General features: G+C 72.8%; 16 protein-coding genes. 5 read left to right on the forward strand and 11 right to left on the reverse strand.

Going from position 1 to position 17,210, the window contains the following annotated elements; all coding sequences use genetic code 11:
- Window positions 1-34: 34 nt before the first annotated feature.
- A complete protein-coding gene (locus VGP36_24535; protein ID HEV7657881.1) occupies window positions 35-874 on the reverse strand; it encodes a nitrilase-related carbon-nitrogen hydrolase in 840 nt (279 codons plus the stop codon).
- Between the two features lie 195 nt (window positions 875-1,069).
- Window positions 1,070-1,288 carry a helix-turn-helix transcriptional regulator gene (locus tag VGP36_24540; protein ID HEV7657882.1) on the reverse strand — a complete coding sequence of 73 codons (219 nt, stop codon included), beginning with the start codon at window positions 1,286-1,288 and terminating at the stop codon, window positions 1,070-1,072.
- A gap of 254 nt (window positions 1,289-1,542) precedes the next feature.
- Here VGP36_24540 and VGP36_24545 point away from each other — a divergent pair, with 254 nt between their 5' ends.
- A complete protein-coding gene (locus tag VGP36_24545; protein HEV7657883.1) occupies window positions 1,543-2,493 on the forward strand; it encodes a hypothetical protein in 951 nt (316 codons plus the stop codon).
- Between the two features lie 43 nt (window positions 2,494-2,536).
- On the opposite strand, the gene VGP36_24550 is transcribed toward VGP36_24545, so the two are convergent.
- On the reverse strand, window positions 2,537-4,513 hold the full coding sequence (locus VGP36_24550) for a glycosyltransferase family 39 protein (protein ID HEV7657884.1): 1,977 nt from the start codon (window positions 4,511-4,513) through the stop codon (window positions 2,537-2,539).
- A 201-nt stretch (window positions 4,514-4,714) separates the two neighbouring features.
- On the opposite strand from VGP36_24550, the gene VGP36_24555 reads away from it, so the two are divergent.
- Window positions 4,715-4,954, forward strand: a complete 240-nt coding sequence (locus tag VGP36_24555; protein HEV7657885.1) for a hypothetical protein — start codon at window positions 4,715-4,717, stop codon at window positions 4,952-4,954.
- Window positions 4,955-5,090: 136 nt separating this feature from the next.
- On the opposite strand, the gene VGP36_24560 is transcribed toward VGP36_24555, so the two are convergent.
- The 3 genes from VGP36_24560 to VGP36_24570 all read right to left on the reverse strand — a co-directional run bounded on the left by VGP36_24560 (window position 5,091) and on the right by VGP36_24570 (window position 7,810).
- Window positions 5,091-5,975: an RIO1 family regulatory kinase/ATPase gene (locus VGP36_24560; protein HEV7657886.1), complete on the reverse strand. Its 885-nt coding sequence runs from the start codon at window positions 5,973-5,975 to the stop codon at window positions 5,091-5,093.
- Between the two features lie 238 nt (window positions 5,976-6,213).
- On the reverse strand, window positions 6,214-6,966 hold the full coding sequence (locus tag VGP36_24565) for an SDR family oxidoreductase (protein HEV7657887.1): 753 nt from the start codon (window positions 6,964-6,966) through the stop codon (window positions 6,214-6,216).
- A 1-nt stretch (window position 6,967) separates the two neighbouring features.
- A complete protein-coding gene (locus VGP36_24570; protein ID HEV7657888.1) occupies window positions 6,968-7,810 on the reverse strand; it encodes a fumarylacetoacetate hydrolase family protein in 843 nt (280 codons plus the stop codon).
- Between the two features lie 321 nt (window positions 7,811-8,131).
- Between VGP36_24570 and VGP36_24575 the strand changes: the two genes are divergently transcribed.
- Together VGP36_24575 and VGP36_24580 are read left to right on the forward strand one after the other, a co-directional pair.
- Window positions 8,132-9,997 (forward strand): ricin-type beta-trefoil lectin domain protein, encoded by a 1,866-nt coding sequence (locus VGP36_24575; protein ID HEV7657889.1) that lies wholly within the window; start codon window positions 8,132-8,134, stop codon window positions 9,995-9,997.
- A gap of 44 nt (window positions 9,998-10,041) precedes the next feature.
- Window positions 10,042-11,349 carry an RICIN domain-containing protein gene (locus VGP36_24580; GenBank protein ID HEV7657890.1) on the forward strand — a complete coding sequence of 436 codons (1,308 nt, stop codon included), beginning with the start codon at window positions 10,042-10,044 and terminating at the stop codon, window positions 11,347-11,349.
- Between the two features lie 45 nt (window positions 11,350-11,394).
- Here VGP36_24580 and VGP36_24585 read toward each other — a convergent pair whose 3' ends face one another.
- The 5 genes from VGP36_24585 to VGP36_24605 all read right to left on the reverse strand — a co-directional run bounded on the left by VGP36_24585 (window position 11,395) and on the right by VGP36_24605 (window position 16,960).
- The gene (locus tag VGP36_24585) at window positions 11,395-11,964 is read right to left on the reverse strand and encodes a sigma-70 family RNA polymerase sigma factor (protein HEV7657891.1); all 570 of its coding nucleotides are present in this window, start codon (window positions 11,962-11,964) and stop codon (window positions 11,395-11,397) included.
- 140 nt (window positions 11,965-12,104) lie between these two features.
- Window positions 12,105-14,867 (reverse strand): LuxR C-terminal-related transcriptional regulator, encoded by a 2,763-nt coding sequence (locus VGP36_24590; GenBank protein HEV7657892.1) that lies wholly within the window; start codon window positions 14,865-14,867, stop codon window positions 12,105-12,107.
- A gap of 54 nt (window positions 14,868-14,921) precedes the next feature.
- Window positions 14,922-15,203, reverse strand: coding sequence for a DUF2277 domain-containing protein (locus VGP36_24595; protein HEV7657893.1), 282 nt, complete (start codon window positions 15,201-15,203; stop codon window positions 14,922-14,924).
- Window positions 15,204-15,212: 9 nt separating this feature from the next.
- Window positions 15,213-16,223, reverse strand: a complete 1,011-nt coding sequence (locus tag VGP36_24600) for a hypothetical protein (GenBank protein HEV7657894.1) — start codon at window positions 16,221-16,223, stop codon at window positions 15,213-15,215.
- Window positions 16,224-16,393: 170 nt separating this feature from the next.
- Entirely contained in the window at window positions 16,394-16,960 is a 567-nt protein-coding gene (locus tag VGP36_24605) for an ABC transporter permease (GenBank protein HEV7657895.1), read from the reverse strand.
- On the opposite strand from VGP36_24605, the gene VGP36_24610 reads away from it, so the two are divergent.
- The coding region (locus VGP36_24610) for a hypothetical protein (GenBank protein HEV7657896.1) at window positions 16,941-17,210 on the forward strand (270 nt) is incomplete at its 3' end. The genes VGP36_24605 and VGP36_24610 overlap by 20 nt on opposite strands.

Consider the following 17,210-nt stretch of genomic DNA (forward strand, 5'->3'; position numbering starts at 1 on the left):
GGTGCTGGTGGGAGCTGGTTAGAGGGGGGCGGGGTCAGGGCTGGGTCAGCTGGCCGTAGGAGTCCGGCCGACGGTCCCGGTAGAACTGCCACTGGTGCCGGACCTCTTCCAGCAGGTCCATGTCCAGGTCGCGGATCAGCACCTCGTCGGCGTTGTCCGAGGCGGTGCCGCCCATGATCTGGCCGCGTGGGTCGGCGAAGTAGGACTGACCGTAGAAGTCGTCGTCGCCGAGCGGTTCGACGCCGACCCGGTTGATCGTGCCGACGAAGTACTCGTTGGCCACCGCGGCCGAGGTCTGCTCCAGCTTCCACAGGTACTCGGACAGGCCGCGGCTGGTGGCGGACGGGTTGAACACGATCTTCGCTCCGCCCAGGCCCAGGGCGCGCCAGCCCTCAGGGAAGTGCCGCTCGTAGCAGATGTAGACGCCGATCTTGCCCACCGCGGTGTCGAACACCGGGTAGCCCAGGTTGCCCGGGCGGAAGTAGAACTTCTCCCAGAAGCCCTTGACCTGCGGAATGTGGGTTTTGCGGTATTTGCCGAGGTACTTACCGTCCGCGTCGATCACCGCCGCGGTGTTGTAGAGCTCGCCGGCCTTCTCCTGCTCGTACACCGGCAGCACCAGGACCGTGCCCAGCTCGGTGGCCAGCGCCTGGAAGCGCTCCACCGTCGGTCCCGGCACCGACTCCGCGTAGTCGTAGAACTTGGCGTCCTGGACCTGGCAGAAGTACGGCCCGTAGAACAGCTCCTGGAAACAGACCACCTTGGCGCCCTGCGCGGCCGCCTCCCGCGCGTACTCCTCGTGCGCCTTGATCATGCTTTCCTTGTCGCCGGTCCAGGTCGCCTGGACCAACGCAGCACGCACCGTCGTGGGCATCGACACTCCCCTCCCGGTCACCCCGGTCGGGGGAACCGACCCCACGGACCGTAGGTCGCCCCCCGGGAGAAGGACAAGTCGCCCCCCGGGGAGAAGGACAAGTCGCCCCAGGGAGAAGGACAACAGGAGCCCCGGGTCAACACCCCGTTGCGCCGGGCCGGCGCTGCTGATCCGGTTCAGCGCCGACCCGGAGACTCAGCCCCGGCGCGGGCGCGGCAGGGGTCGGTCGTCCAGCAGCAGCCAGCCGAGCTCGCACTCCAGCGCCCGGGCCAGATGCCGCAGCCGCCAGGCGTCCAGCCGCTGCGTCCCGCGCTCGACCGCGCTGACGAAGTTCCGGCTGACCCCGGCCCGTTCGGCCAGTTCCTCCTGGCGCAGGTTGCGCAGGAGTCGTTCGTTGCGGATCCGATCGCCCACGTCGCGTCTGAAGGTCTCCTCCCCGTCCAGCTCGTGATCCGTGCAGACGCTCCCCGTGAGCGTTGATGGCATGTGTCCCAATCCCTTTCCCCGATGATCACGACCCCGGCCGGATGCGGACCCCCCGATTCGCGTTCCCGCCCGCATCCAGCCGGAGCCACGACAGCCCAGTCTTTCCTGAGAGCCGCTCTCACTGATAGCCCCGTCTTTCTGGCCAACTGGACATCTACCTGCATCAGGAGTGTCCTGTAGCGGTGCTGATGGGCGTCACCAGGGAATCGCTCACGAGCGAGCTCAAGCTGGTCCGGCGCGGCCTCGGCCTCTACCACCCGCAGCTGGCGCGGCGGCTGGGACCGGGGCTGCGGGACGTCTGCGAGGCCACCGGCACCGAGCCCGACCTGCGCAACAAGGTGATCACGAGGCTGCGGGTGGCCGCCGGCACGCTGCCGGACGAGCTCTCGACGGCGGTGCTGGCCGCGCTCGGAGTGCATCCCGCGGTCCGGCAGCTGCACAAGCTCGAGGACCGGGTCGACTGGCTGGCCGACCGGCTCAACCGGGACGCCCGCACCGCCCGCCGCCGGATGGACGAGGCCTGCGGGATGCTGGCGGAGCATCTGGCCGCCGGCCGGAGCACCCGGAACGCCGGCGCGCTGCCCTCCTCCGGCTGGTACATCGAGACTGCCCAGTCCGTGATGGTGATGGACGCCGAGGCCCCGACCGCCATCGAACGGCGGGTCGCGGTGGCCGAGCAGGACGGGATCGAGCAGCTCGTGCTCTCCCGCACCATCCCGCCGGACGGCGACAAGCCGCCGGACCTGCACGCCCAGATGCTCTTCGGCGGCGTACTGGGGTTGAAGGAGTGGGACTCGGAGAGCCGGTTCCGGCTGGTGCTCAACCTGCCGACCACGCTGCGGGCCGGCGACCGGCACGAGTACTCGATCCTCTGGCGGCAACCGCCCGACCGGCCGATGCGCCCGCACTACGTGCTCACCCCGGCGCTGCGGATCGACCACTTCGACCTGCACGTCCGCTTCGACCGGGCGGCGCCGCCGGACCGGGTCTTCCGGGTCGCCGACGCGTTCCACCGCGACCTCGACGAGCAGCCCCGGGACCGGGACGAGGTGGAGATCGACCCGTCCGGCGAGGTCCACCTCGAGTTCCAGCGGCTGACCCCCGGCCACGGGTACGGCCTGCGCTGGACCTGAGTGCGGGCCGGCCTCCCGGCCGGCCCGCACGCGTACTCGCCTCCTAGCTGGTCAGGTCGTAGACGGTGGTGCTGCCGACCGTGGTGGCGGTGTAGTTCGCCGCGACCCAGGTCGCGATCTCCTGCGCGGCCGCGCTACCGCCGGTCTGGGTGCCGCCGCCGGTGCCGGCGCTGATGAAGTAGTGGATCTGGCCGGCCGCCGCGTACGCCGTGAACTGGGCCAGCGTCGGCGACGGGTCGGTCCCGTTGAAGCCACCGATCGCCATCACCGGCTCACCGCTGGCCAGCTGGTAGCCCGAGGCGTTGTTGGAGCCGACCGTCGCCGCGGCCCAGGTGTAGTCGCCGGCGTCGGTCTGCAGCAGGGTGACCATCGCCGCGCTCGCGGTCGAGCCGTTGAGCAGGCCGCTCACGCCGCCCCCGCCGGGGCCGCCGCCCTGGGTCGTGCCGGTCGCGGTTCCGCCCGGCGCCTGGCCGCCCCGGCCGGCGCCGCCACCCGGGCCGCCCATCCCGCCGGCCGCCGGTCCCGCGGTCGGGATCGAGCCGGTGTGCGGCGTCGCCGCCGTGTCCACCGCGTACGCCGCGGGCCCGGCCAGCGCCACGATCAGCCCGGCCCCGGCCAGCACGGCCGCGGTCCGCCGCGGCAGCACCCGGACCAGCAGCAGCCCGATCGCGACGATCAGGCCGCCGGCCAGCACCACCGGCGCCAGCCAGGGCAGGAAGTCCGCGCTCCGCTTGAGCAGCACGTACGACCAGGCCGCGGTCACCGCGAGCGTGATCGCGAGGATCGCCGACCCCTCCCGTCGCCGCCAGAGCGCCGCCGCCCCGATGCCGACCACCGCGCCGATCGCCGGTGCCAGCGCGACGGTGTAGTACGCGTGGAAGATCCCGGCCATGAAGCTGAACGTCAGCCCGGTGACCAGCAGCCAGCCGCCCCAGAGCAGCAGGCCGGCCCGGGTCCGGTCGGTGCGGTAGCGCCGCCGGGTCACGACCAGCCCGGCCGCCAGCAGGATCAGCGCCGCCGGCAGCAGCCAGGACACCTGGCCGCCGATCTCGGAGTTGAACATCCGGCCCCAGCCGGTCGCGCCCCACATCCCGGTGCCGCCACCGCCGCCGCCGACGCTGCCGGTCTCGTTGCCGGTCAGCCGGCCCAGGCCGTTGTAGCCGAGCACCAGCTCGAGGATGGAGTTGTTCTGCGAGCCGCCGATGTACGGCCGCATGCTCGCCGGCACCAGCTCCACGATCGCGATCCACCAGCCGGCGGCGACGATCAGCGCGCCGAGCGCGGCCAGCAGGTGCGCGATCCGCTTCCGGACCGGGGTCGGCGCCGCGACCAGGTAGACCAGGCCGAGCGCCGGCACCACCAGCAGCGCCTGCAGCATCTTGGTCAGGAAGCCGAAGCCGACCAGCGCACCGGCCAGCATCAGCCACTTCGCCGAGGCCTTCTCCGTCGCCCGCACCGTGGCGGACGCGGCCGCGACCAGGAGCAGGACCAGCAGCGCGTCCGGGTTGTTGAAGCGGAACATGAGCACCGCGACCGGAGTCAGCGCTGCGACCGCACCGGCGATCAGGCCGGCGGCCGGGCCGGACCAGCGCTTGACCGTCGTGTAGAGCAGGCCGGTGGTGGCGACGCCCAAGAGCGCCTGCGGCACCAGGATGCTCCAGCTGCTCAGCCCGAAGACCCGTACGGACAGGGCCATGATCCAGAGCGAGGCCGGTGTCTTGTCCACGGTGATCGAGTTGGCCGGGTCCGAGGAGCCGTAGAAGAACGCCTTCCAGCTCTGCGAACCGGCCTGCACCGCGGCCGAGTAGAACGAGTTGGCCCAGCCGGACTGGCCGAGTCCCCAGAGGTAGAGGATCGCGGTCGCGGCGAGCAGGACGAGCAGCCCCGGGCGGGCCCAGCCGGGATCGCCGACGGGCCCGCGCAGCAGCCGGCCCGCCCTCCCCGGCCGGGCCGGCGACACCGGCCGAGGTGCCTCCGCCCGGGTCTCGCCGGCCCGCGGGGGCTGCAGCGTGGTGGTCATCGCCAGGTCTCCGTTTCCTCGATCGGTCTCGACCCACACCCTGGGTCCCGATCTTGGCGGGAGCCTGTGACTCTCCTGAGCGCGCCCTGTGAGCGCCTGTTTCCCATTGATCGAGGCAACAGGAAACCCATTCCCGATGGTCCCGGAACCGACGACCCTGTGAATTGTAAGAAATTCGGGTAATCAAATAGGGACGCCACCGTGAAGATTTTCTGCGGATTCGGGTTCGCCGTCAAGGTCGCGGCATTCTGCCTGCTCGCCGGATTCATTCTCGGATTCCACTTCGGCTCGGCCTTCGCGGCGCGCTCGGCGCCCGCCACTCCCGCCGCCGAGGTCCTCGACCTCCGGCTGCCGCACCCCGCGGCGCCCTGCGGAGGAGAGGAGGTGCTGACATGGAGCCGCACACCCACATCATCGTGGTCGTGCTGGGGTGGGTCCTGAGCCTGTTCGGCTGAGGACCCGGTCATCCGGTGCCAGCCGGCTGACACCCGGCATTCGCCGATACTGAACCGACCGTACGAGGATATCGGCGAATCACGAGGTCGGTCCCGGGTTTCCGCCCGGGACCGGTCTCGTTTCAGGGGATTCGGGCGGCGGAGTGGAGGCGGGCGATGAGGGCCGGCACGTCGACCGGGAAATCGTGCTGGGTGAACCAGCCCGCGACGGTGGCGGCGTCGCGGTCCAGGAAGGTCGGACCCTGCGGGTTGGCGACGACGTCGACGAGCTGCGGCAGGTCGATCGCCACCAGCCGGTCGCCGTCGACGAGCAGGTTGAACGCGGACAGGTCGCCGTGCGCGTACCCGGCTCCGGCCAGCATGTCCATCAGCGCGACGGCCTGGTCCCAGAGACCGGCCAGCTGCTCGCCCCGCCACCGGATCTCGACCAGCCGCGGCGCCGGCGCCCCGTCCGGCTGTCCGACGAACTCCAGCAGCAGCTCGGTGCCGACGATCTGGACCGGGTACGGCACCGCGGCCCCCAGCACGTGCAGCAGGACGAGCGCGTCGAACTCGGCCCGGGCCCAGTGCGCCCCGATCACCTCCCGTCCGTACGCGCTGCGGTTGCGGATCGCCCGCGCGTCCCGGCTCTTCCGGGTGCGGCGGCCCTCCTGGTAGACCGCGCTGCGATGGAACTGCCGGTGCCCGTCGTCCCGGTACCGCTTCGCGGCGAGCAAGCAGCCCCGTGAAGTCTCGGGCACCTCGCGGCGGACCAGGAAGACGTCGGCCTCCTTGCCGGTCTTGAGCACGCCGAGCTCGAGGTCCACGGCGCCGAGCTCGGTCACCAGCCAGTCCGGGTACGGCTGCGGGCCGCGTTCGGAGGCGGTGGACTGGTCCCAGGTGGACCACCGGTCGCCACCGCCCGGGATCTTGTCGTCGGAGTAGTCGTACTCGACGGGGTGAGTGCCGATCCGGGTCCAGCGGTCGTCGTTGTCGTTGTCGTTGTCCAGCGGAATTCTGCGGGTCACGGTGAGCATCTCCAGCGGAGCCGGGCCCACCGCGACGCGACGTCAGCCGGTGGGCTGGGGACGGGCAGCGGGCAGCGCCCGATGGGTCTCGGTCACTGACGCCTCCTCCCGTGCCGCCGGCGATTGCCGGCTCCGGTCCCGGCCACCTTCCCGCGGGGCGCCCACCGGGGCAACCGAATATCGGCCGGTCACGCCCGCGGCCGCAGCCGCAGGTCCCGCCGCCGACGGCGAGCCCGGTTCACGTCCGCGGGCGCAGCCGGAGCCCGGCCATCCCGCCGTCGACGGCGATCTCGGTTCCGGTGGTCGAGCCGGACGCGGGCGAGGCCAGGTAGACGACGGCACCGGCGATCTCCGCGGCCGCGACCAGCCGGCCGTGCGGCTGCCGGGCCGCCAGCGCGGCCCGCTCGGCGGCCGGGTCCGGGGCGGAGTCCAGCAGCCGGGCCACCCACGGGGTGTCGGCGGTGCCCGGGTTCACCGCGTTGACCCGGATCCCGTCGGCCATCCCGTCCGCGGCCATCGCCCGGGTGAGCGCGGCCACGGCCCCCTTGCTGGCCGAGTAGACCGCACGCTGCGGCAGCCCGGCGGTGGCCGCGATCGAGGCGGTGTTGACGACGGCCGCGTGCTCGGACCGGACCAGGTGCGGCCAGGCGGCCCGCGACACCCGGGCGGTACCGACGACGTTCACGTCCAGGACCCGGTGCCACTCGTCGTCGGTGGCGTCGGTGACCGTGCCCTGGGCGCCGATCCCGGCGTTGTTGACCAGCACGTCGAGACCGCCGAGGTGATCCGCGGCCGCCTCCACAGCGGACCGTACGGAGGCGTCGTCGGTGATGTCGGCGGCGAGGTAGAAGGCCGGCAGGTCCGCCGGAGAAGGAGACCGGTCCAGTACGGCGACGGCCGCACCTTCCGCGGCGAAGGCGGTCGCGATCGCCAGCCCGATGCCGGAAGCGCCGCCGGTGACCAGGGCCCGCAGGCCGTCCAGCTGACCCATCTCAGGCCTGCCCGAGGGTCTGGCGCTGCCGCCCGAGCCCGTCGATCTCCAGTTCCATCACGTCGCCGGCCCGCAGGTAGGCCCCGTCCGGGCGGCCCATCGCGACGCCCGCCGGCGTGCCGGTGTTGATGACGTCGCCCGGCCGCAGCACCAGGAACTGGCTGAGGTACCAGACCAGGTGCTCCACCCCGAAGATCATGTCCTGGGTGTTGCCGTCCTGCCGGGACTCGCCGTTGACCCGCAGCCGCAGGCCGAGCGCCTGCGGGTCACCGACCTCGTCGGCGGTCCGGATCCAGGGACCGAGCGGGTTGAAGGTCTCGCAGTTCTTCCCCTTGTCCCACTGCCCGCCGCGCTCGATCTGGAAGGCCCGTTCGGACACGTCGTTGCTGATCGCGTACCCGGCGATCACGGTGGCCGCATCGGCGGGCGAGTCCAGGTAGCGGGCCGTCGCCCCGATCACCACGGCCAGCTCGACCTCGTAGTCGGTCTTCACCGACGTGCGCGGCACCAGCACGGTGTCGTCCGGGCCGACCACGGTGTCCGGGGTCTTGAGGAACACGATCGGCTCGGCCGGGAAGGCCGCCCCGGTCTCGGCGGCGTGGTCGCGGTAGTTGAGCCCGATGCAGACGATCTTGCCGATACCGGTCAGCGGCGGTCCGAACCGGTCCGGCGCGCCGACCAGTGGCAGGTCACCGGCCGCGAGCGCCGAGCGGACCCGGTCCAGCCCGGCCAGCAGCGCACCGTCCACATCGGACGCGATCGGGCGCAGGTCGTGCCAGTCGCCGTCGCCGTCCGCGACGAGCGGCAGTTCCTGGCCGGCGGGTCCGCCGCGGGCGAGTCTCATTCTCAGTCCTCCTCGAGTACGGAACCGGGCCGCCGGTGCGCCTGCGGCTGGGACTGATCCGGTGACCGGCCAGCAGAATCCCATCAAACCAGGCCAGGTCCTACTGCGCGCCGCGTGAACGGCATCCCCGACCGCGTCACCCGGGCGGACCATTGACCGGGACTTTTCCTTTGGGTTAAATCGAGCCTTGAAGTAAGGGCCTCCTCCGGTGCCGGTCCGCCGCCGGCACCGGGGGATGCTTCTCTCCGCTGCCGCGTCACCTGCCAGTCCACGGGTGTCGTCGGCCTGCCCGGCGCCGCCCCCGACGGAAGGCGGAGTCGGATGCGTGCCCGGATCCTCGCGCCGCTCGGCGCCCTCACGCTGCTCGCCGCGGCCGGCCTGCTGGCCGTCGCCCCACCCGCCGGAGCCGCGGGCGAGACGGTGAACATCTGGCTCACCACCACCGACGACGCCGCCGGCCGGCACGTCGTCCGGGGACTGCAGCAGCAGACGCCGGTGACGTTCTCCGCCGGGACGGGAGGCGTCGGGCAGAACATCACGGTCGACGAGAACACCCGCTTCCAGCAGTTCGTCGGCGGCGGGGCCTCGTTCACCGACACCGCGGCCTGGCTGATGAACTCCAGCGGCGCGCTGTCCGCGGCCACCCGCAACTCGGTGATGATGTCGCTGTTCAGCCCGACCACCGGCATCGGGCTCGGCTTCCTGCGCAACCCGATGGGCGCCTCCGACCTGGCCCGCTTCTCCTACTCCTACGACGACCTGCCGGCCGGGCAGACCGATCCGTCGATGACCCGCTTCTCCATCGCCCACGACCTGGCCGACGTCGTCCCGCTGACCCGCCAGGCCCGGACGCTGAACCCGGACCTGAAGGTGATGGGCTCGCCCTGGAGCGCGCCGGGCTGGATGAAGGACAGCGGCACGATGAACGGCGGCTTCCTGCAGGCCCAGTACTACGGGGCGTACGCGCAGTACTTCGTGAAGTACATCCAGGCGTACCAGGCCCAGGGGATCCCGATCGACTTCGTGTCCGTGCAGAACGAACCGACCTGCTGCGCCGGCTACCCGTCGATGAGCTGGAACGGCAGCGGGCTCGACTTCTTCATGAAGACCAACCTGTTCCCGGCCATGCACGCGGCCGGCCTCTCGACCAAGGTGCTGGCGCTGGACTGGAACTGGGACGCGTACCCCGACTTCGGCTCGGTGCCGGTCGGGGACGCGACCGTCCGCAACGACCCGAACTTCGGCGGCATGGCCTGGCACGGCTACGGCGGGAACGTCGCGATGCAGTCGACGATCCACGACCAGTTCCCGACCCTGTCCGCGTACGACACCGAGCACTCCGGCGGCACCTGGATCACCAACCAGCAGCAGGAGGACATGCACAACATCGTCGACTACACGAGGAACTGGGGCCGCACGGTCACCAAATGGAGCCTCGCGGTCGACCAGAACATGGGCCCGCACAACGGCGGTTGTGGCACCTGCACCGGGCTCGTCACCGTCCACAATGGAGACGCGCGCAGCGGGCAGGTCGACTTCACCGTCGAGTACTACGACATGGGCCACCTGACGAAGTTCGTCCGGCCGGGCGCGACCCGGATCGCCTCGACCGCGTCGGCCGCGGTGCCGAACGTGGCCTGGCGCAACCCGGACGGCTCCAAGGCCCTGGTCGCCTACAACGACACCGCGACCGCGCAGACGGTCCGGGTCAACTGGGGCGGCTCGTCGTTCTCCTACAGCCTGCCGACGAAGACCACCGCCACCTTCACCTGGGCCGGTACGCAGGCCGGCGGCGGCGCGCCGAGCGGTCCGATCACCGGCCTGGCCGGCAAGTGCGCCGACGTCGCCGCCGGCGCCACCGCCAACGGCACCGCCGTGCAGCTGTTCACCTGCAACGGCTCGGCCGCGCAGCGCTGGACCCTCCCGGCCGGCGGCACGGTGCAGGCGCTGGGGAAGTGCCTCGACGTCACCTCGGCCGGGACCGCCGACGGAACCCCGGTCCAGCTGTGGGACTGCAACGGGACCGCCGCACAGCAGTGGACGTACACGGCCGGGCACGACCTGATGAACCCGGCCGCGAACAAGTGCCTGGACGTGACCGGGAACGTCTCCACGGACGGGACCCGGCTCCAGATCTGGACCTGTACGGGTGGCGCGAATCAGAAGTGGACGGTGCCGGCATCATGAAAAGACTCGGTGTTGTAGGCGTTTTTCTCCTTGCCCTACTGGGGTTGGCCGCGCCGGCGTCCGCTGTGGACCCGGTCGGGCAGATCACCGGCCTGGCCGGCAAGTGCGTCGACGTGAACGCGGCCGCGACCGCCAACGGGACCGCGATCCAGCTGTTCACCTGCAACGGGTCAGCCGCCCAGCAGTGGACGATGGCCGCGGACGGGTCGGTCCGCGCGCTCGGAAAGTGCCTGGACGTCGCGGCCGCCGGCACCGCCGACGGCACCCGGGTCCAGCTCTGGGACTGCAACGGCACGGTCGCGCAGAGGTGGGCCTTCAGCGCCGCGCACGACCTGGTGAACCCCAACGCGAACAAGTGCCTCGACGTCACCGGCAACGTCTCGACCGACCGGACTCCCCTGCAGATCTGGACCTGCACGGGCGGCGCGAACCAGAAGTGGACGGTGCCGACCGGCGGCACCACCACTCCCCCGCCCGGCGTGGCCGGGATGCAGGTCGCGCCGTACTTCACCGTCGGCTTCGGCAGCCCGCCCAACCCGGCCACGGTGATGAACGCGACCGGCGTGCGCTGGTTCACGATGGCGTTCGTGCTGTCCAACGGCACCTGCAGCCCGCAGTGGGACGGCGGCCGGCCGCTGCTCGGCGGCGCCGACGCGAGCACGATCAACACGATCCGCGCCAACGGCGGTGACATCGTGCCGTCCTTCGGCGGCGCGGCCGGCAACAAGCTCGAGCAGTCCTGTACGTCGGCGGCCGCGCTGGCCGGGGCGTACCAGCAGGTGATCAACGCGTTCGGGTTGCGGGCGATCGACATCGACATCGAGGGCGACGCGTACAACAACGCGACCGTGCAGCAGCGGACGGTGGACGCGCTGAAGACGATCCGGGCCTCGAACCCCGGCGTCGCGATCTACGTGACCTTCCCGTCCGCCGGCACCGGGCCGGATGCCACGCTCATCAACCGGGCCGCGGCGAGCGGGCTGACGGTCGACGCGTGGACGATCATGCCGTTCGACTTCGGCGGCAACGGCCAGGACATGGGCGCGCTGTCCACCCAGGCGACCGACGTGCTGAAGAACCGGCTGGTCACCGCCTACGGCTACTCGGCCGACACGGCGTACCGGCACAGCGGCATCTCGTCCATGAACGGCATCACCGACGTGGGCGAGAACATCTCGATCGCCAACTTCCGGACCATGCTGGCCTACGCCCAACTGCACCACCTGGCCCGGCTCACGTTCTGGTCGGTCGACCGCGACCGGCAATGCGCGGGCGCCCTGTCCGGCAACTGCAGCGGCGTCCCCCAGGCCGACTGGGACTTCACCCGGGTCTTCGCGGCCTACCGCGGCTGACCGGCCGGGGTCGGCGAGCGGCACGGTCCGCTCGCCGGCCCCGGGTCAGAGGGCGTCGGCGAGGGTGTGGATCTCGGAGCGGGCCAGTTCGGCGCGGAGCTTGCGCATGGCCCGGATCCGGGTGGGACCGATGCTGCCGAGCGGTAGGCCCAGCACCGCGGCGACCTCGTCGTACGACAGCCCGCGGGCGAGGAGGATCAGCAGTTGCGCGTCCCGCTCGGACAGCTGCTGACACGCCCGCCACAGCACCCGGTCGCGCGCCGCGCGCAGGCTCGCGTCCTCCGGGGCGCGGTGGTCGACGAGCTCGGGCAGCAGGTCCTCGCCGGCGGTCCGGCGCTGGGCCTCGACCACCCGGAGGCACTCCCGGCGGGCCGTGGTGATCAGCCAGGCCGTGAGCGCGCCGGGGTCGCGGATCGTGTGCCCGCGCTCCAGCAACCGCAGCCACACGGTCTGGATGATGTCCTCCGCGGCGGCCCGGCCGAGGCGGAACGATCGGCACACCGACCACAGGAAGACCGTGTACCGGTCCACGAGCTGGACCCAGGCGAGCTCGTCGCCGGCCCGGACCGCCGCCAGGAGCTCCGCCGGGCAGCGACCGTCCGGAGGGCTCACCATGGGTTCTCCTCAGGACGGTCGCGGTACGGGTCGCTGAGTCCACTCTGGGTGGACGTGCGCCCGGCGGGCATCCGTGCCCGGTACGGACCGGCGAGTCCGTGCCGGTCCCGGATGCGCGCACGGCCCCGGCCGCGGCCCGCTCAGGCCGGCGGCCAGACCATGGCGGTCGCGCCCATCGACGCCAGCACGGACTCACCCCGGGCCCGGGACTCCCCGCCGATCATGACGAGCGTCCGGGCCCACTGGTAGTGGCAGCCGGCCTCGGCCAGGGCCTCGGCCGCGGCAGCCAGCCCGTCGCCGTCACCTCCGGCGACGGCCGCCGCGCGCTCGACCACCGCGGTGGCGACCGGGTTGCCGGCCGTCGCCTCGCGGGCGCGCCGGACGCGGTCGGCTGCCTCCGCGTGCCCGCTGAGCACGGCGGCCTCGGCCCAGGCCGCGGCGTACCACGAGCGCCACAGACCGCTGTACCACTGGGTGAACTCCTCCGGCGGCGTCTCCAGCAGCCGCGCCGCCCGGACGGGAAGACCGCGGTGCAGCAGCAGGACCGCGTCGAAGAACTCGCCGAAATGGATCGCGGACGTCGGCAGTCCCGGCGTCTGGAGGTCCGCGACGATCTCCAGCCAGGCCGCCCGGGCGTCGTCGTCCCCGCGCAGTCCGTGCACGGTCGCCGCCGCGTACGCCGCCCGGCTGAGATTGCCCGCGCGGGGACGCCCGGCCCGCTCCCAGCCCTCGCGGAAGCGCCCGGCCAGGCCGACCGCCTCGGACCAGTCGCCCGCCAGCACCGTCACGACGATCAGCCGCGCGGTCGCCAGGTGTGCTTCCTCCCGGTAGAAGGGCAGGTCCCGCAGTCGCTCCGCCATCCTCCGCGCGGTCGGCAGGTCGCCGGCCGCGACCGCGCACTCGGCGGCCATCACGAGCCCGTCGAAGAACTCCAGACCGGCCATGGCCGTGACCGGCATCGGCGCCAGCAGCTCCGTACGCCGCAGCGCGCTGGCGGCCGCCGCGCGGACCTCGCCCTGCGCGAGCTGGATCGCCGTGAGCCGATCGAGCGCGGCGCTCTCGGCCACCGGATCGCCGATCTGCCGGGCCAGCGCGAGCGCCCGCTCGATGAGCCGGAGGGTGGCCGGATCGGTGACGACCCCGCTGCACGCCTCCGCGATGAGCAGCCGCGCCTCCGCGGTCGGGTCTCCGTCGGCCAGCGCCCGTCCCCGCGCGATCAGCGCCGCCACCTCGCCGGCCTCGGGCGGGGTCGCCATCAGGCCCGAGGCGCGGGTGATCAGTTCGGCGTTCTGGGCGAGGTCGCGGGCCGCACCGGCCCGGTCGCCGGCCCGCACCGCCCGTTCGGCCGCGCGGCTGCGCAGCCGCAGCGACTCGTTGCCGAAGTGCCGCGACTCGGCGGCGCCCGCGGCACAGCGCAGCGCCTCGGCGGCGGCCAGGTCGTCGGCGGCCAGCTCGGCCGCCTGCTCGTACCGACGCTGCGACTCGCCCGGCAGCCCGCGCAGGAAGCAGCGATGGGCCAGCTCGGTCGCCAGGCGGTGCGCCTCCGGCCGGTGCCGCGGGTCCCGCGCCGCCCAGGCCAGCGCGGCCCGCAGTTCGTCGACGACCTGGTCGAACGCCGTACGCCAGGCCGCGGGCACGTCCAGCGAGTCGAGTTGGAGCGCGGCGCTCCGGCCCAGGCACCAGCGCAGGTGGCGCGATCGGACCTCGGTCGACTCGCCGGCCTCGTCGAGCTGGTCGACCGCGTACTGCCGGACGGTCTCCAGGGCGCGGTAGCGGGTGCCGTCCGGGTCGGCGATCGCCGTCAGGAGACTCTGGTCGGCGAGCCCGGCCAGGATGCCGGGGACGTGGCCGGCCGGTACCGGTGGCCAGTCGGCCAGCACCTCCACCGCTGCGGTCGCGGTGAACGGCTCGGCGAACACGGAGACCCGTCGCAGCGCCGCCCGGCCGGCTTCGTCGAGCAGGGCGTAGCTCCAGTCGAGCGTGGAGCGCAACGAGCGGTGCCGATCGTTCATCCGCGGGCCGCCGGTCAGCAGCCGGACCCGATCGGCCAGTCCGGTCTCCAGCCCGTCGAGCCCGAGGGACGGGTACCGGGCGGCGGCCAGCTCGATCGCCAGCGCCATTCCGTCCAGCGCCCGGCAGACCGCGGCGATGCGCTCCGCGTCGCCCGGTCGCGGCGGGCTTCCGCCGGCCGCCGCCCGGCCGAAGAACAGCTCGACGGCGTCGCCGCCGGCCGCGTCCACGGACAGCCCCGGCACCGGGAACACCCGCTCGAACGGGACGAGAAGCCGCGCCCGGCTGGTGGCGAGCACCGTCAACCGCGGGCTGCCGGCGAGCAATCGCTCCAGCAGGACCACCACGCCGTCCAGCAGGTGCTCGCAGTTGTCCAGCACGAGCAGCGTCTCCCGGCCGGCCGACCAGTTCACGACGTCGTCGACCGCGGAGCTGCTCTGGTGCTCGCCGAGACCGAGCGCGTCGGCGATCGCCGACGCGATCATCGCCGCGTCGGTGACCGGCACGAGGTCGACGTACCAGACGCCGTCGGCGAACCGGTCGCCCAGGTCCGCGGCGACGCTCAACGCCAGCCGGGTCTTGCCGACCCCGCCCGGCCCGACCGCCGTGACCAGGCGGTGCTCGTGCAGCGCGTCGGACAGCGCCTTCCGTTCCGCTCGGCGCCCCACGAACGGCGTCAACGGCGACGGCAGCGCGGCCGTCGGCCCGGAGCGCATGCCCCTCGCCACGGCCGCCAGCGCCCGACGGTCGTCGGCCTGGAGCTTGCGCAGCAACGAGGAAACGTGGCTCTCGACCGTACGGTCGGAGATGAACAGCCGCGCGGCGATCTCGGCGTTGGTCAGATGCTCACCGAGCGCCGTCAGGACCTCCGTCTCCCGGGCAGAGATACCCACCTCGAGACGCCGCCCTTCGCCAACCACGTCCCAATTGTGCACGTCCGCCCGGTCTCAGGCTTTCGCGGCCTCGCGGGCCTTGATCCGGGCCTGCACCTCGGGCCGGCGCAGCGGCGGGATGGTCGCCGGCGGCTGCCGCCGGGCCGGCAGGGCCTCGAGCAGCGTGTGCACCTCCGCCGTCACGCGCGCGATCGCCTTCTCGTACGCGTCCTCGACCCCGGCCGGCGGCTTCTGCAGCCCCGACACCTTCCGGATGAACTGCCGCGCCGCCGCCTCGATCTCTTCATCGGTGGCCGCCGGCTCCAACCCACGAAGCTCAGTGATGTTCCGACACATCCCCCGATGCTAGCCGCGCGAGTCCCACCGCCCGGCGGGCCCGGACCGGGAGAGCACGCCGTCGTACAGCGTCCAGCGAATGCCGTAGCCGAATCCGACGACGAGGTCGGAGAACGTCGCCCGGACCTCGCCGGCGCTGTCGGGTGCCAGCGGCAGGCCGGGCCCGATCGGACCGTCCAGCTCGCGGTGGAAGCAGTCCTCCACCCGCCGGATGACCGAGGGAGCCGACTCGCCGTACCGCACCCGCAGGTCGAACTCGTCGCAGCGGCGGGCCGGGGTGAAGACGTAGTGCGGTCGCATCGGCCGGCCGGGCGGAAGGCTGAAGGTGACGCCGTACTCGTGCGTTTCGCCGGCCCGCAGCGGCTCCGGCAGGGCCAGGATCCAGTGGAAGACGTCGTCGGCCGCACGGTGCCGGCGGACCAGCGTGCCACCGAAGTCGACGTCCACCAGCAGCTCGGGGTCGGAGAAATCGCCGTGCTCGCGGGGCAGCGTGAGCCCGAGCCCGATCTCCACGACCCCGTCCCACTCGGCGACCACGGTGCGCCGCTCGTGCGTGACCGGCACCTCGAGGTCCATCCGGAGCACGGCCTCGAAGCGGGCGACGTACCAGCCCGGGCCCGAGCCGTCCGGCAGCATCCGGGTCGTCCGGCGCGGCCCGGCCGCGGCCTCGGCGAGCCGGGCGAAGCCCTCGTCCACCCGCCGGCGCGCGGTCCGGCCGTCCCTCGACATCTGCTCGGCCAGCCAGCGCAGCCGGTCCTGCAGGAGCAGGTGCCGCGCCTTCGGGTGGATCGCCAGCGCGGCGGCGGTGGCCACCCGCAGCTCGTCGGGAAGCGTGCCCGCGAGGTCGCCCAACCGGCTGGTGAGCTTCTCCCGGATGACGCCCGGCGGGTCGGAGCGGTCTATTCCGCAGACCTCCCGCAACCGGTCGCCGACCCGCTCCGATATGTCGGGCGCGTAGACCGCCCGGCCCCGGCGCAAGCCTTTGAGCTCGTCGAGCAATACATCGGTGGTAATGGACACGTCGCCCCCCGGTCAGCACGCCCTCGCTGCTGAGCGACCGGAGTCTAGGACGGGCGACAGGTTTGTCGCCCGTGTTTCTCCAAATTAGGTCCGGTGCAATCAGCACTGGCCGGTCGTCCTGTTTCTCTCCTGCATTAAGCCACTGGCCAGGCGGACGACGGAAACAGAGATCACGAACGTTCGATACGGGACAATCTGACCGCGACGAGCGCGGTCGCGCCGGCCACACAGGTCGCCAGGATCGCGATCGACAGCAGCCAGGGACCCGGCGCGTGCCGCCACAGGGCGTCGGCCGGCGACCCCGGCGAGATCCGCCGGAGGTCCGCCGTGGCCGCGCCGGCCGCGTATCCCCAGCGCGCCGGGACCAGCCAGGACAGCTGGCTGACGCCGACCCGGCCGGTGATCGGGATGAGGCCGCCACAGAGCACCAGCAGCGCCATCATGAGCACGAGCACCGGCATCACCTGGTCGGTCGAGCGGACCAGCGCGCTGCAGAGCAGGCTCAGCTGGCAGGACGCCAGCGCCGTACCGGCCAGCGCGATCGCCAGCTCCAGCCCGCCGGAGCCGAGCAGCGCGCCGGCCCCGGGGACCGGCCGGACGAGCGCGCAGCCGACGGCGAGCACCGCGGCCTCGGCGGCGCAGACGACCCCGAAGACGGCCAGCTTCGCCAGCGCGTACGCCGAGGGCCGGAGCCCGGCCGCCTGCTCGCGGACAAGGATGGCGCGCTCGCCGATCACCTCGCGCCGCGATCGCGCCGCCGGCGAAGGCCGCCCCCACGAACAGGAGCACGAGGATCTGCCCGGGTTCGCCCGGCGCGTCCGCGCCCGCGGTCCGCAGCCCGGCACGGCCCGGTACGACGAGCACCAGCGCCGCGAGCAACACCGGCAACAGCAGGAGGAACAGCCCGTACGGCCGGTCGGCGGCGATGAGGACGGCGTGCCGCGCGGCCAGGGTGCGGGCGTGCCGCAGCCGCGTGCCCCATCCGGC

It is taken from the genome of Mycobacteriales bacterium (assembly GCA_035995165.1).
Lineage (GTDB): Bacteria > Actinomycetota > Actinomycetes > Mycobacteriales > CADCTP01 > CADCTP01.